Consider the following 14,503-nt stretch of genomic DNA (forward strand, 5'->3'; position numbering starts at 1 on the left):
CATCATATTGAATTTTGGGTCGCGAATTTAGAGGAGTCTATTTCTTTTTATGATAAATTGTTTTTGATAATTGGATGGAGAAAGTGAAATGTATTTTAAAGAGGTGGACGGGGAAATTGTAAGGACTTTAGGGCCTAGACATATTTGTTACCAAGCTATTCGTAGAGAAGTAGTTGATGAAGTAGCAGATTTTCTTGCTAGTACAAAAGTGAAGGTAATACGTGGTCCGATAGAAATGAGTCATTATTCGGACGGATACTATACGATTGATTTTTACGATCCGAATGGATTTATTATAGAAGTAGCGTATACACCAAATGTAGAAATGTAAGGGGAATAAACATGAAGACAATTACAGCATGGCAAAACAATATACAAATAGTAAAAGATGCAGCAAATATTGAAGAAATCTCTAAAGGTTTCTCTCCTGATAAAAAATATATCATTACGACTATTGAAGATGAAAAGTATTTGTTACGGACAGGCGATATAAAAGAGTTTGAAAGAAAGAAAATAGAGTTTCAAATTTTAAATGAAATGCAAAAACGTAGTGTGCAAGCACAAAAGCCAATTGAAATGGGTTTGTTGGAAGAAGAAGGTTTATGCTACGGTGTTTTTTCGTATATAGAAGGAGAAGATGCGAAGAAGTTGTTGCCGACATATACGCCAAAAGAACAATATGATATAGGTATAGAGGCAGGAAAAGATTTAGCAAAAATGCATACATATGAAGCTCCTAAGGGTATACTTCCATGGTATGAAAGAGCAATGAAAAAACATCGAAAATATTTAGAGGCATACAAAACATGCGGAATTAAAATTAAAAATGATGATAAAATTATTAAGTTTATAGATGAAAATGAAATGTATGTAAAGGATCGTCCAAATCGATTTCAACATGATGATTTTCATTTAGAAAATATAATTGTGCGTGACGCGAAATATGTAGGTGTTGTTGATTTTAATGGCTACGACTGGGGTGACCCACTTCATGATTTCGTAAAAATTGCACTATTTGCAAGGGACATTAGTATTCCGTATTCAATCGGACAAATAGAAGGATACTTTGATGGTAGAATACCAGAGGAGTTCTGGAATTTATATGCGGTGTACGTTGGCATGACAGTTTTCTCTTCAGTTGTCTGGTCATTACGAGCAGCACCGCATATGTTAGATGATACGTTAGAACGCCTTACTATTGTTTTAGAAGATCATAAAAACTTTGAATTATCGAAGCCGATTTGGTTTGATAGTGAAATGATAAATGAAGACTAGGAAAAGTAGGTGTGTTATCTCACACCTACTTTTTTTATTATTAAAATAATTATTAAATTTTCTTAAATGTAAGCGGCTGAGTACTTAACGTAGCTGGTACATGTAACTGAAGGGATGGGAATTCACCACTCACATTCATTTCATATGAAAACAATAGACTCATTTTCATTTGGAATAAGTCAACTGGTGCGGAGAAAATGTCGTAATGATGATGCTGTAATTGAATCTCCATCTCCATAAATTGTACGTGTAATGAATCATCCCGTTTATATACTTTTAATACTCCATAAGCAGGATGTTCAAAAGTACCAGTGTAGTCCTCTAATTTGTGAGAAGGTGCAGTCCCTTTAATTTGCTTTGGAAGGGATTCAGTTGCTTCTTTCATCATTTCCTTCATTTTTTCAGTATCTTCTACAGCACGTTTATGCCAATCGATGCTTTCTAATTCAAGTAGATCGTCATAAATTTGGTTAGCAAGATAAGTAGGAAGTAATGTGCCTCCAGCATTCGTTAAAATGACAAGGCCTACATTTTCTTTTGGCATGAATGAAACAAGTGCCGAAAATCCATCAATATTACCGCCATGATGAATCACTTTATTACCACGATAAGCGCTAATAAACCAACCGAGGCCGTAACTATTTAATGGAGATTCAGGGAGTGATAGAACTGGTTGATCTGGAATTGAATTGTGTGGTGTATACATTTGTTGTAATAATTCAGGGGAGATTAATTCATGATCTCCAAACTTTCCTTCGTTTAAGTGAAGAAGTACCCAATTTGCCATATCTTCAATTGTAGAATTAATACATCCAGCAGCGCCGACTGTATCGATGTTACGGAATGGAACTTCTTTTATTTCACCTTCATTTTCAATGTAAGGTAAAGCATAATCATCTGTAGTTTGTGAATCTGTAACAGAGAAATTTGTATGTCTCATATTTAAAGGTTCTAAAATATGTTCTGTAGCGTATTGCTCCCACGTTTGATTTGTAATGTTTTCAACAATGTAGCTAATTGTTGCATACATTAAGTTATTATAAAGAAATGCTGTGCGGAACGGAGCATCAAGTGATAAATGTTTTATTTTTTCTACTATATCTTTTCGAGTTAAAGAAGAACTGTACCAAAGAGCCTCGTGACGACTTACACCAGTTCGATGAGAAGCTAAATCTCGTCCTGAAACTTGTGAGCTAGCAAGTAGTTCAGATAAAGAGAAGTTAGGTATATAAGACTGTACAGGAGTGTCCCAATTAAACTTTTTTTGCTGTGATAATAAGCTTAAGGAAAGTGTGCCAAAAGCTTTCGTGGAGGAACCAATTGCGAACCGAGTACTCGGTGTAACAGCCTCTTTTGTCTCTATATTACGATAGCCGAAACCTTCCGAAATAATAACTTCACCGTCTTTTATAACAGCTACAGCAGCACCAGGAACATTTAAATCCTTCATCATTTTTTCAACCGTTGTTTGTAAAGAAGTCATAACAGGAGTTTCAATTTTAGACATACTTCTAACCTCCAAATATAAATTTTATCCTACCGCACTATACTTTCGGTAATAGAAAATGAAAACCTTTTTAAATATGGAAAGTTAATAATTTTGTAAGAATTACTGAAATAATTTTTATTTATCAAGATTATTAAATTTATTGTTTTTCATGTTATGATAAATTTCATATAAGATTGAAAGAAGGTTTTCCTACATATGAAACATGCTGAATATGAATACTTAAATTTATGCCGCCATGTAATGGAGCACGGTACGAAGAAAGAAGATCGTACAGGGACAGGAACTGTATCTGTATTTGGATATCAAATGCGTTTTGATCTGAGTAAAGGATTTCCTTTATTAACGACAAAGAGAGTCCCGTTTCGCCTTGTAGCAAGTGAACTACTTTGGTTTATGAAAGGTGATACAAATATTCGTTATTTATTGCAGCATAATAATAACATTTGGAATGAATGGGCATTTAAGAGCTGGGTAGAAAGTGATGAGTATACTGGTCCTGATATGACTGATTTCGGTCTTCGCTCACAACAAGATGAGGAATTTAAAGTGCAGTACGATGAGCAAATGGAATTGTTTAAAAAGAACGTTTTAGAAGATGATGATTTCTCAAATAAATATGGTTATTTAGGAGACGTATACGGTAAGCAGTGGCGTGCTTGGAAAACGACAGCTGGTGAGACGCTTGATCAGCTAAAAGATGTAATTGATATGATTAAAAAAACGCCAGATTCACGTCGCCTAATTGTTTCTGCTTGGAATCCTGAAGATGTACCGAGTATGGCATTACCACCTTGTCACACGCTATTCCAATTTTATGTAGCAGATGGAAAGCTTTCTTGTCAGTTATATCAAAGAAGCGGTGATATTTTCCTTGGCATTCCATTTAACATTGCAAGCTATTCACTTTTAACACATTTAATTGCACATGAATGTGGTCTCGAAGTAGGAGAGTTTGTTCATACAATTGGTGATGCACATATTTATACAAATCATTTTGAACAAGTAGAAAAGCAGTTGGCACGTGAACCACGTCCGTTCCCTAAACTTACATTAAATCCAGATGTGAAATCTGTGTTTGATTTTGAAATGGACGATTTAACTATTGAAGGATATGATCCACATCCAGCAATTAAAGCACCAGTTGCAGTGTAATTGTAGAGGAGATGCAAAGATGATTATTTCATTTATGGTCGCAATGGACGAAAATAGAGTAATTGGTAAAGATAATAAATTACCTTGGCATTTGCCAAGTGAATTACAGTATGTGAAGAAAACGACAATGGGTCACCCGCTTATTATGGGAAGAAAGAACTATGAAGCGATTGGTAGACCACTGCCAGGAAGACGTAATATTATCGTAACTCGCAATGGAGAGTATCATGTTGAAGGTTGTGAAGTTACTCATTCTGCGGAAGAAGTGTTTGAGCTATGCCAAGATGAAGAGGAAATCTTTATTTTTGGAGGAGCACAAATTTATGATTTATTCTTACCGTATGTGGAGAAATTGTATATAACAAAGATTCATCATGCGTTTGATGGAGATACATTCTTCCCAGAAATAGATATGACTGATTGGAAAGAAGTTTTTGTGGAGAAGGGCTTAACGGATGAAAAAAATCCGTACACGTACTATTATCATATTTATGAAAAGCAACAATAAAAAAAGATTGATGTGAGCATTCACATCAATCTTTTTATTTATATTATTAAATGTATCTTTATAGAGGGGATTCGATAGTGCTATAATGAGAGTTAGCATGTATAGAATGCTATAAATCTTTAGAAGTACGCTATGTGATAAAAGGAGGAGAATCGGTTGAGAAAAATATGGGGGATTCTTTTTCTTTGCTTAACATTCATGCTAGTTGGATGCGGTAAAGAAGAAAAACCACAAGAAGCGTTTGATACATATGTAAAAGCATGGAATAAACAAAAATTTGCAGATATGTATGATCAATTATCAGAAAATGCAAAAAAAGATATTTCAAAGAAAGAGTTTACTGAGAAATATGAAAAGATTTATTCTGGCATTGAAGTGAAAGACTTAAAGGTAGAAACAGGGGAAGTAAAAGAAGATAAAAAAGATGAAGGCCCTGTTCCTTTTAAGGTAAGCATGGATACAGTTGGTGGTAAAATTACTTTTGGACATGAAGCAAAAATGGTGAAAGAAAAAGATGGAGATAAAGAATCTTGGAAAATAGATTGGACTCCTGATTTCATTTTCCCTGGCATGACAAAAGATAGTAAAGTGCGTATGCAAACAACACAACCAAAACGTGGTGAAGTTTACGATCGTAATGGAAAAGGTCTTGCAACGAATGGGAAAGCTTCTGAAATTGGAATCATTCCAGAAAAATTAGATGATACTGCTCCACAAACGAAAGAAACAGTAGCGAAGTTGTTAAATATGTCTGTAGAAGAGATTGATCAAAAACTAGCTGCTAAATGGGTAAAACCAGGGTATCTCGTACCAATTGGAATTTTGCCTGAGGGAGCAACGCAAAATACGTACATTGATTTACCAGGTGTTGCAACAAAGCCTGTAAATGTTCGTACATATCCGTTAGGGGAAGCGGCAGCTCATCTAACTGGTTATATCGGAAAGGTAAATGCTGAAGATTTAAAGACGCTTCAAAAGAAAGGTTATCAAGCCGATGATCCAGTTGGTAAAGCTGGTTTAGAGCAAGTATTGGAAGAACAGCTACGCGGGAAAAAAGGTGGTCGTGTCTTCATGGAAGATGCGCAAGGAAAAGAGATTAAAAATTTAGCGAAAACAGATGCTGTTGATGGAGAAAATGTAACTTTAACTATTGATAGTGCTACTCAAGAAAAAATTTATAATGAAATGAAAGGAGAGGCTGGATCTAGTGCTGCAATTAATCCGAAAAGCGGGGAAACGATTGCACTTGTAAGTAGTCCAGCTTACGATCCTAATCTTATTGCAAGAGGGACATCAAAAGCTCAACGTGAAGCTTGGAATAATGATCCGAAAAAACCAATGACGAATCGATTTACACAATTATCGGTTCCGGGTTCTGTATTTAAGCCGATTACAGGTGCAATTGGACTTGAAACAAAAACAATCGATCCGAAAGAAGAATTGAAAATTGAAGGATTGAAATGGACGAAAGATTCTTCTTGGGGCAATTATTACGTAACACGTGTAAAAGATGCAAATCCGATTGATTTTGATAAGGCAATGAAATACTCGGATAATATTTACTTTGCACAAGAAGCTTTGAAAATTGGAAAAGATAAATTTATGGCTGAGGCGAAAAAATTCGGATTTGATGAGAAATTACCAATTGAATACGGATTCCCAGTTTCTAAAATCGCAAGTGATGGCATAAAAAATGATATTCAAATGGCAGATACAGGATATGGACAAGGACAAGTCTTAATGACCCCTCTTCATTTAGCCTTAACGTATGCACCGATTGTAAATGATGGAACGATTCCGTCGCCATATCTTATTAAAACAGATAAACAACCAAAGGCCTGGAAAGAAAATGTGATTTCTAAAGGAACTCAAGATATATTGAAAACGGCTTTAACGAAAGTAATTAACGATCCAGATGGTACGGGGAAAATTGCAAAAATTGATGGTATGACCCTTGCTGGTAAAACAGGAACAGCAGAATTAAAAGTATCAAAAGAGGCAGAAGGAAAAGAACTAGGTTGGTTCGCTGCGTTTGATTTAAATTCACCTGATATGGTCATTACAATGATGATTGAAGATGTAAAAGGTAGAGGTGGAAGTAATATTCCGGCTGAAAAAGTGAAACATGTTTTTCAAAAGTAGTAATTGGTGAAGACTATCTCCATGAAATATGGAGGTAGTTTTTTTATTTGATTAAAACCTTAATATTTATATACAAAAACTAACTGAAATAATATAAATTATTAACTTACGAAAAAAAAGTAGCTATTTTTATTGACAGCCATTAAAACTTTTTGTATTATACTTACGTAAGGTAAGTTATTTACTATAAAATAATAAATCTCAAATTAAAGATAAATTTGAAAAAGGGAGATAATACAATGACAAAAGTACTATTTATTACAGCAAATCCAAATTCAGCAGAAGGTTCTTTCAGTATGGCAGTAGGGGAAGCTTTCATCGAAGCATATAAAAACGAACATCCACAAGACGAAGTTGTAACAATTGATTTATTCAATACAACTGTACCAGCAATCGATGCAGACGTATTCGCTGCTTGGGGTAAATTTGCAGCAGGCGAAGGATTCGAAACTTTAAGTGAAAATCAGCAACAAAAAGTTGCAGCAATGAACAATAACTTAGAAACATTTATGCATGCAGACCGTTATGTATTCGTGACTCCAATGTGGAACTTCAGCTACCCAGCAGTAGTGAAAGCATACTTAGATAACTTATCAATTGCAGGCAAAACATTCAAATATACTGAAAATGGTCCAGTTGGCTTACTAGAAGGCAAAAAAGCACTTCATATTCAAGCTACAGGCGGCGTTTACTCTGAAGGAGCATACGCATCTATGGACTTCGGTCGCAATCATTTAAATGCAGTATTAGGATTCATGGGTGTATCAGACACTGAATATATTGCAGTTGAAGGAATGAATGCAAATCCTGAAAAAGCACAAGACATTAAAGAAGCAGCAATTGTAAATGCACGCGAATTAGCAAAACGTTTCTAATATAGAAAACTTCAAAATGTCCAAACACTTGTTGTTTGGACATTTTTTCTTCTTTTTCCTTCGTTTGTCTAGTATAATGAAGGTCGGAATGATAATAGGTGGGGGTTCTGTATGATTCAAACGTTTTTTAAAATCTTTTATTTAATTTTAATCGTAATTGCGATTACACCAAGATTGTGGCGTATAAAAAGAAAAGCAAATGCGATGTCACCGCAAGAAAAAGATAGTGTTGTGTATAAAACCACAAACTGGTTTGGTAAGAAAATGGTGGGTGTAACTGGATCGACTGTAGAAGTAAAGGGACTTGAAAATGTTCCGAAAGACAAGCCAGTGCTAGTTGTAAGTAATCATCAAAGTAATATGGATATTCCTGTTTTACTAGGTTACTTAAATAAGCCAATTGGATTCGTTTCAAAAGCGGAAATTAAAAAGTTTCCGGTTGTACCAACATGGATGGAACTAATGAATTGTGTGTTTATGGACCGCAGCGATCGCCGTCAATCTCTTAAGGCAATTAAAGATGGAATTGAACTGTTAAAGAACGGGCATTCTATCGTAATTTTTCCAGAGGGAACGAGAAGTAAGGGTGGCGAAATCGGTGAGTTTAAAGCAGGGAGTTTTCACCTTGCTGTAAAATCTGGCGTATCTATATTACCAGTAACTTTAGATGGTACATATAAGATGTTTGAGGCTAATGGAAATCGTATGAAACCAGCTCATGCAACATTAACAATTTCTAAGCCAATTACACCTGAAGAATATGCAAGTATGGATGCTAAAGAGTTAACCCAGCATACAAAAGATATTATTGCATCTCAATTACATAAGTAATAAAAAAGTTTCAGCTTAAACAAGCTGAAACTTTTTTTATGCTGCGGGTAAGACATAAAACAGTACGCAGAAAAACATCATTGTACTACCGCCTAGTACGAAGAGATGCCAAATGGCATGATTGAACGGAAGCTTTTCCCAAAGGAAGAATATAGCTCCGACAGAATACAAAATGCCGCCTATTAATAGTAGTGAGAAGCCGTGACCGGTTAAATTTTCATAAAGGGGTTTAATGGCAACGATGATGAGCCAACCCATAATGATATAACATAATGTTGATGTTTTAATAAAGCGACGAACAAAGAAGATTTTGAAAATAATTCCACCAATCGCAAGGGTCCAAATAATTGCGAGTAAAGTCCAACCGAGCGGGCCACGCAGTGTAATGAGTAGAAATGGTGTATACGTGCCGGCAATTAATAAATATATGGCGGAGTGATCTAAAATGGTAAATAACTTTTCTACTTTTGGATGATGGATACTATGTAGCAGTGTAGAAAATAAGTATAGCAAGAACATGCTTACGCCATAAACGGTAAAACCAACAACAGCAGATGCTGTACCATGTTTGGAAGCATGAATAATTAATATGATTAAGGCAGGGATGCTTAAAATGGCACCGATACCATGGGTAATTGCATTCGCAATTTCTTCTTTTACAAATTGGGTCATTCTTGTAATTTTTTGCGTCATAATGTTAATCCCTTTCACTGTATTGAGGTAAGTTATATTTTCCTTAACCATATCATATACAAAAGGAATAGAAAATGATATTTGTATAATTGATTTTATTTTTGAATTTTTTTGACAAAAGACAACGGATACATTGACGTTTACAAAATTTTTTGACAAAATGAACTTATGGAATAGTAGGACAAGAATCTACTTATGAAGGGGATGGGGAAATGTTTTCAAATATTGGCTTTCCAGGGTTAATTTTAATTTTAGTAGCAGTGTTAATTTTATTCGGCCCAAAAAAGTTACCGGAAATTGGGAAAGCTTTAGGGGAAACGTTAAAAGAATTTAAAAAATCAACAAAAGAATTGACTGATGAGGCATTTCAAGAGAAGGAAAAAAATAAATAAAAGAATATGATGAAGTTTTTCTCGGAATGGATAAATAAAGTGTGGTGAACGAGATGGAAAATCGGGAAATGAGCGTAGTAGAACATATTGTTGAGCTTCGCAAACGAGTAATATATACAGTATTATCCTTTGTATTATTTTTAATTATTGGATTTACTTTTACGAAGGATATTTATTTTTGGCTTGTAAAAGATTTACCAATGAAATTAACTGTTCTCGGTCCAAGTGATGTGTTATGGATTTTTTTCTCGATTGCTACAGTATTTGCTATCGTTTGTACAATTCCTTTTGCTGCGATACAAATTTGGTTATTTGTAAAACCAGGTTTACATCCCAATGAACAAAAAATGACATTAATGTATATACCGGTATTGTCTATATTATTTATAGCAGGCCTATCTTTCGGTTATTTTATCGTTATGCCATTTTTATTTCATTTCCTAACTACAATTGGTAATGAGATGTTTAATACAATGTTTACAACGGAAAAATATTTTCATTTCGTATTAAATTTAACAGTTCCGTTTGCTGTTATATTTGAATTACCTGTAGTTGTTATGTTTTTAACGAGTATAGGTCTTCTAACGGCAGAATTTCTGCAGAAAATAAGAAGATATGCTTATGTCGTGTTGATTATAATTGCATCGTGTATATCGCCGCCAGATTTTTTATCACATAGTTTAGTAGCGGTACCGCTTATTTGTATTTATGAAATTAGTATCGCTTTATCAAAGATAGTTAGTAAACGAAAACAGAAAAGAGAAGAAGAAACACAGTCGAAAAGTGCCTCGTTATAAAGGCACTTTTTAATTTATTTGTTATACTCTAGCCATAATTGTATACAATATATAGAAGAAAAAAATTATAGAATCTCCAAAATTTAGACAAACTTTTCATTTTTATAAGGTTATACTGAAGTTATCAAGCTATATATGGGTAATAAGACTCCCGTCTCAAAGTATATATAGGACAGGGTTCGAATTAGGTGGATATAAATGAAGTATTAACTTCTAAACGGGGGCAGTTTAAGGATATTTTAGTATTCATAGGAAACCTACACTAAAAAACGTGTTAAAGAATAAAGTGGAGGAAGTTCAAAAATCCAACGAAAAAGAGGATTGATATTGTGATTACGAAAAGTTTTTATTTCACTCATGCAACAGGGAATTGTATTAAAATATTTGAAATCCCTGTCCTACAAACACAGCATCCATTAGCGTTTCTAATTCAGTCTCGTCTTCAATTGTTTATTGCAAAAATTCAAAAACATAAAAACCCAAGAGTCTCGTACTCTTTCCGTGAATATTTACAGAGTTGTTTGAAGTGGAATGATTATTCAAATGTATATAAAACAAATACTCTTGAAAAGAATGCATAATATACAGCAGGGACAGAGTTAGGTAGGCTCTGTCTTTTTTATTTTAGGTATAAAAATATAATTAATTTGGTGAAATTTATTCGAAATTGTTGAAAGCATCAGGAATGCTAGTATAATAACAGGGAGAGCGTATTCGAAAGGGAAGAATATAATATGCAAAAAATTAAAATTGTAACAGATTCAACGGCAGATTTAACTCAAGAAGTGATTGAGAAGTATGATATTCATGTTTTACCATTATCTATTTCTGTAAATGGACAAACATACTTAGATCGTGTAGATTTGCAACCGGATGAATTTATTGAAGAAATGATTAAATCAGAAGAATTACCAAAAACATCACAACCCGCTATGGGTACATTTGTAGAAATGTATGACAAGCTAGGCGAAGACGGAAGCCAAGTGCTTTCTATTCATATGACAGGTGGAATGAGCGGTACTGTCGCAACAGCGAATAGCGCTGCATCAATGACAGATACAAAAGTAACAGTTGTTGATTCTCAATTTATTACACATGCTTTAGCATATCAAGTAATTGAAGCTGCAAAAATGGCAAAAGAAGAATGCTCACTAGAAGATATTTTAAAACGTATTGATGAAGTAAGAAAGAATACTCGTTTATATGTTGTCGTAGATACATTAGAGAACTTAGTGAAGGGTGGACGTATCGGTAAAGGGAAAGCTTTTATCGGTTCATTACTTAATATTAAACCTATTGCAAGCCTTGAAGGTGGCGTATATAATCCGGTAACGAAAGTACGTAGCCAAGGGCAAATTGTAAAAACATTGGCTAAAATATTCGAGGAGGATACTGCTGGAAAAGTGGTGAAAGCTGTTGCGATTCCACATGCTAAAGCAATTCCTTTAGCAGAAAGTGTAAAAGCTGCTGTTGAAAAAGTGAATGGATTCACTCAATCAGAGATTTTCTATACAACACCAGTTATCAGTACTCATACAGGACCAGGAGCAATTGGTTTTATGTATTTAGCAGAGTAATAAAAAAGCTACTTGAAATGAATTTTCAAGTAGCTTTTTTTATGTGTATATGAAGTAAGAAATGAGAAGGGAAATACAGGCGCTTCCGCTAATGATATAGCGAGTCTGTAAATAATCTTTCATGGAAAACACCCTTTTCGATTTTTTGAAGTATATGGTAAATTACTCAGAAAATTTAGTTCTATTATACATGAGAAGTTTCTGTGATTTTTACTGGTTCTTTATCTGGGACAATAGGGCTATAAGTGAAAGTTTGACCTAAAAAGAGAACATGTAGTTGTTCCCACGGTAGCATTCGTAAATTCCAGTTATTTCGTAGTCGTGTTACTGCTTCCCTTGGTGTTTCATCTGCTAAAGCAAAAGTACCGTAGTGCATGGGAATGAAATGTGTAGCTTTTATATCTAGATAGGCTTGCACAGCTTCTTCTGGTGAAACGTGAGACACTTTCATAAACCATTCTGGCTCATAGGCACCAATTGGCATAAGTGCAATATCGATTGAAAAACGTTTGCCGATCTCTTTAAATCCTTGGAAATAACCACTATCACCACAAAAATAAATGGTTTCTGAAGAAGTCATATTATCAATGATCCATCCTCCCCAGTGAGAGGTGTTCATATCAAATAATGTTCTTCTCGTCCAGTGCTGGGCAGGTACGAAGTGAAAAGAGACTTCATCAATTGTTGTACTTTCCCACCAATTGTATTCTTCTACATTGGTGAATTTTTTACGAGTAAATAATTTTTTTAGCCCAATAGGAACTAGGTATAAAGTATCATCGCTTAGTTGACGAAGAGATGAAAAGTCTACATGATCGTAATGACCGTGTGAAATAAGAACGATATCGATTTTAGGTAGTTCTTTTATAGTGAGCCCAGGCTCAGTAAGTCGTGGAACTAACTTTAATTTATTAGCCCATACTGGATCTGTTAAAATATTTAAGCCGTTCGTTTGAATGAGAAAAGTTGAATGACCAATCCATGTGACAGTCGTTTTTTTAAAGTTATTTAGCAGAAATTTACTTTGTTTAACAGGTGATTGTTCTACTAGGAAAGAAAAGTCTTTTTTGTTTTGCTTTCTCTCTTTACGCCAGCGTAAGAAGGAGCGAATTGATTTTTTTGTACTTACATTATCCATATTTTCATAGCGCTTTGCCATGAACATCACCTCATTTAAAATCGTTGTAGTTGTATTGTACCGAAATGTTGTTAAGGAATACAGTGTTTAACATGGATTAATGTTTAAGTAATTGTAAAAAAATAGGGAGATTTATTTACAAATTTAACAATGAACTTTGTTTCGCAAATAATGGTTAGAGAAATAATAGTAGTAAAATATATTTTGTCTAGTAATTAGCTTGAAATAAAGAAGTAACATACGTAAATTCGTACGATTTCGTGAACAAATGAAGTAAACAATTTTCTCATAGTATTTACTTTTGTTATGATATACATAACTTACATAAATTAAGGATAGAGAAAAGAGGTTTAATAATGAAGCATTATCAAAAATTAATTGGTCTTATGGTTGTATTTTGTCTCTTTGTACTTGCCGGTTGTAGCAGTTCAGGTTCAAAATTACGTAAACCATTAAACTGGGATTTGGAAACTTTCCAATACACAAATCAAGAAGGAAAGCCGTTTGGTACAAAAGATTTAAAAGGGAAAGTCTGGGTAGCTGATTTCATGTTTACAAACTGTCAAACGGTTTGTCCGCCAATGACTGCTAATATGGCTAAATTACAAAAAATGGCTAAGGAAGAGAAATTGGATGTTCAGTTTGTTTCGTTTAGTGTAGATCCTGACCTTGATAAACCAGAAAATTTGAAAGCTTTCATTCAAAAGTTTACAGAAGATACAAGTAACTGGAACTTGTTAACAGGTTATTCACTAGAGGATATTACAAAGTTTTCAAAAGATAACTTCCAATCGCTTGTAGATAAACCAGAGAATGGGCAAGTTATTCACGGAACATCATTTTTCTTAGTCGATCAAAATGGAAAAGTAATGAAAAAATATAGTGGTATTAGTAATACACCATACGAAGATATTATACGTGATATGAAGCGATTAGCTGATTAAAAAGAAGGGTGCTTAGCACCCTTCTTTTTTGTCTTTTAGTCTATGGATAATATGTCATGCTGTTGTGGCAATTTCGGTGCGCGAATTTCTAATACACCGTTTTGATAAGAAGCTTTCGCTGTTTTTTTATTAATTAAATATGGTAACTTAATAATTCTTGACGCTTCTGAAATGGAACGTTCTCGGCGATAATAGTTATGAGATGTTTGTTCTTCTTCTGTCTCTTCAAGTATATCTTCTTTTACAGAGACTTTTAAGTATTCGCTTTGTATTTCAATTTGAATTTGTTCTTTTTGTATACCTGGTAGTTCGGCTGTAACGACGAGTTCGTCACCAACTTCGTATAAATCTACTGGGAATGTTAATAAACGGTTTCCTTTTTGGAAAAAATGATTTAAATCAGCGATTACGCCACGAAGAGGTGTTTGTTCGAAAAAATCATCAATTTGTTTTAAGTAATTACGAACCGGTGGGCGAGAAGAATCTTTTTTTTCTTCACTCATGGTATTCCCTCCTAGAAATCAATTTGCAATATCATATGACAAAAGCGGAGAAAGGTGAGTGCCTAGTTTTCATGTTTTCATAAAAAAATGTTAAAAATGTGAAATGGAGTGAGTTTTTTTATAGTTTTTGGTCGCCATATTCAGTTGGTTATGCTAGTATAAATAG

16 protein-coding genes are annotated in these 14,503 nt (G+C 34.1%); 12 read left to right on the forward strand and 4 right to left on the reverse strand.

The window, feature by feature from the left end; all coding sequences use genetic code 11:
- Positions 1-70 precede the first annotated feature (70 nt).
- Together MHB76_RS10765 and MHB76_RS10770 are read left to right on the forward strand one after the other, a co-directional pair.
- Positions 71-331, forward strand: coding sequence for a VOC family protein (locus MHB76_RS10765; RefSeq protein ID WP_308033515.1), 261 nt, complete (start codon positions 71-73; stop codon positions 329-331).
- Positions 332-342: 11 nt separating this feature from the next.
- Positions 343-1,275 carry an aminoglycoside phosphotransferase family protein gene (locus MHB76_RS10770; RefSeq protein ID WP_078173698.1) on the forward strand — a complete coding sequence of 311 codons (933 nt, stop codon included), beginning with the start codon at positions 343-345 and terminating at the stop codon, positions 1,273-1,275.
- A gap of 52 nt (positions 1,276-1,327) precedes the next feature.
- Here the strand turns inward: MHB76_RS10770 and MHB76_RS10775 are convergent, their stop codons facing one another.
- Positions 1,328-2,782, reverse strand: a complete 1,455-nt coding sequence (locus MHB76_RS10775; protein WP_078173697.1) for a serine hydrolase — start codon at positions 2,780-2,782, stop codon at positions 1,328-1,330.
- A 198-nt stretch (positions 2,783-2,980) separates the two neighbouring features.
- On the opposite strand from MHB76_RS10775, the gene MHB76_RS10780 reads away from it, so the two are divergent.
- From MHB76_RS10780 to MHB76_RS10800, 5 genes are all read left to right on the forward strand, one after another.
- The gene (locus tag MHB76_RS10780; RefSeq protein ID WP_340986454.1) at positions 2,981-3,937 is read left to right on the forward strand and encodes a thymidylate synthase; all 957 of its coding nucleotides are present in this window, start codon (positions 2,981-2,983) and stop codon (positions 3,935-3,937) included.
- A 19-nt stretch (positions 3,938-3,956) separates the two neighbouring features.
- Entirely contained in the window at positions 3,957-4,445 is a 489-nt protein-coding gene (locus MHB76_RS10785; protein WP_340986456.1) for a dihydrofolate reductase, read from the forward strand.
- A gap of 156 nt (positions 4,446-4,601) precedes the next feature.
- A complete protein-coding gene (gene pbpC / locus MHB76_RS10790; RefSeq protein WP_199710034.1) occupies positions 4,602-6,587 on the forward strand; it encodes a penicillin-binding protein 3 in 1,986 nt (661 codons plus the stop codon).
- Positions 6,588-6,826: 239 nt separating this feature from the next.
- Complete coding sequence (locus tag MHB76_RS10795; protein ID WP_002158014.1) at positions 6,827-7,462, forward strand: FMN-dependent NADH-azoreductase; 636 nt, start codon at positions 6,827-6,829, stop codon at positions 7,460-7,462.
- Between the two features lie 111 nt (positions 7,463-7,573).
- Positions 7,574-8,293 (forward strand): lysophospholipid acyltransferase family protein, encoded by a 720-nt coding sequence (locus tag MHB76_RS10800; protein ID WP_002158013.1) that lies wholly within the window; start codon positions 7,574-7,576, stop codon positions 8,291-8,293.
- Positions 8,294-8,329: 36 nt separating this feature from the next.
- On the opposite strand, the gene trhA is transcribed toward MHB76_RS10800, so the two are convergent.
- The gene (trhA, locus tag MHB76_RS10805) at positions 8,330-8,986 is read right to left on the reverse strand and encodes a PAQR family membrane homeostasis protein TrhA (RefSeq protein ID WP_002118985.1); all 657 of its coding nucleotides are present in this window, start codon (positions 8,984-8,986) and stop codon (positions 8,330-8,332) included.
- Positions 8,987-9,198: 212 nt separating this feature from the next.
- Between trhA and MHB76_RS10810 the strand changes: the two genes are divergently transcribed.
- The 4 genes from MHB76_RS10810 to MHB76_RS10825 all read left to right on the forward strand — a co-directional run bounded on the left by MHB76_RS10810 (position 9,199) and on the right by MHB76_RS10825 (position 11,752).
- Positions 9,199-9,378 (forward strand): twin-arginine translocase TatA/TatE family subunit, encoded by a 180-nt coding sequence (locus MHB76_RS10810; RefSeq protein WP_002012719.1) that lies wholly within the window; start codon positions 9,199-9,201, stop codon positions 9,376-9,378.
- Positions 9,379-9,431: 53 nt separating this feature from the next.
- On the forward strand, positions 9,432-10,175 hold the full coding sequence (tatC, locus tag MHB76_RS10815; RefSeq protein WP_033714159.1) for a twin-arginine translocase subunit TatC: 744 nt from the start codon (positions 9,432-9,434) through the stop codon (positions 10,173-10,175).
- Positions 10,176-10,504: 329 nt separating this feature from the next.
- On the forward strand, positions 10,505-10,756 hold the full coding sequence (locus MHB76_RS10820) for a DUF2535 family protein (RefSeq protein ID WP_002158010.1): 252 nt from the start codon (positions 10,505-10,507) through the stop codon (positions 10,754-10,756).
- 153 nt (positions 10,757-10,909) lie between these two features.
- Complete coding sequence (locus tag MHB76_RS10825; protein WP_016104736.1) at positions 10,910-11,752, forward strand: DegV family protein; 843 nt, start codon at positions 10,910-10,912, stop codon at positions 11,750-11,752.
- 184 nt (positions 11,753-11,936) lie between these two features.
- Here the strand turns inward: MHB76_RS10825 and MHB76_RS10830 are convergent, their stop codons facing one another.
- Positions 11,937-12,911, reverse strand: coding sequence for an MBL fold metallo-hydrolase (locus MHB76_RS10830; protein ID WP_078173692.1), 975 nt, complete (start codon positions 12,909-12,911; stop codon positions 11,937-11,939).
- 335 nt (positions 12,912-13,246) lie between these two features.
- Here MHB76_RS10830 and MHB76_RS10835 point away from each other — a divergent pair, with 335 nt between their 5' ends.
- Complete coding sequence (locus MHB76_RS10835; protein WP_078173691.1) at positions 13,247-13,834, forward strand: SCO family protein; 588 nt, start codon at positions 13,247-13,249, stop codon at positions 13,832-13,834.
- A 35-nt stretch (positions 13,835-13,869) separates the two neighbouring features.
- Here MHB76_RS10835 and MHB76_RS10840 read toward each other — a convergent pair whose 3' ends face one another.
- Positions 13,870-14,337: an Hsp20/alpha crystallin family protein gene (locus MHB76_RS10840; RefSeq protein WP_002200637.1), complete on the reverse strand. Its 468-nt coding sequence runs from the start codon at positions 14,335-14,337 to the stop codon at positions 13,870-13,872.
- Between the last annotated feature and the right edge of the window lie 166 nt (positions 14,338-14,503).

This window comes from Bacillus sp. FSL M7-1345 (assembly GCF_038006985.1).
Taxonomy (GTDB): domain Bacteria; phylum Bacillota; class Bacilli; order Bacillales; family Bacillaceae_G; genus Bacillus_A; species Bacillus_A cereus_U.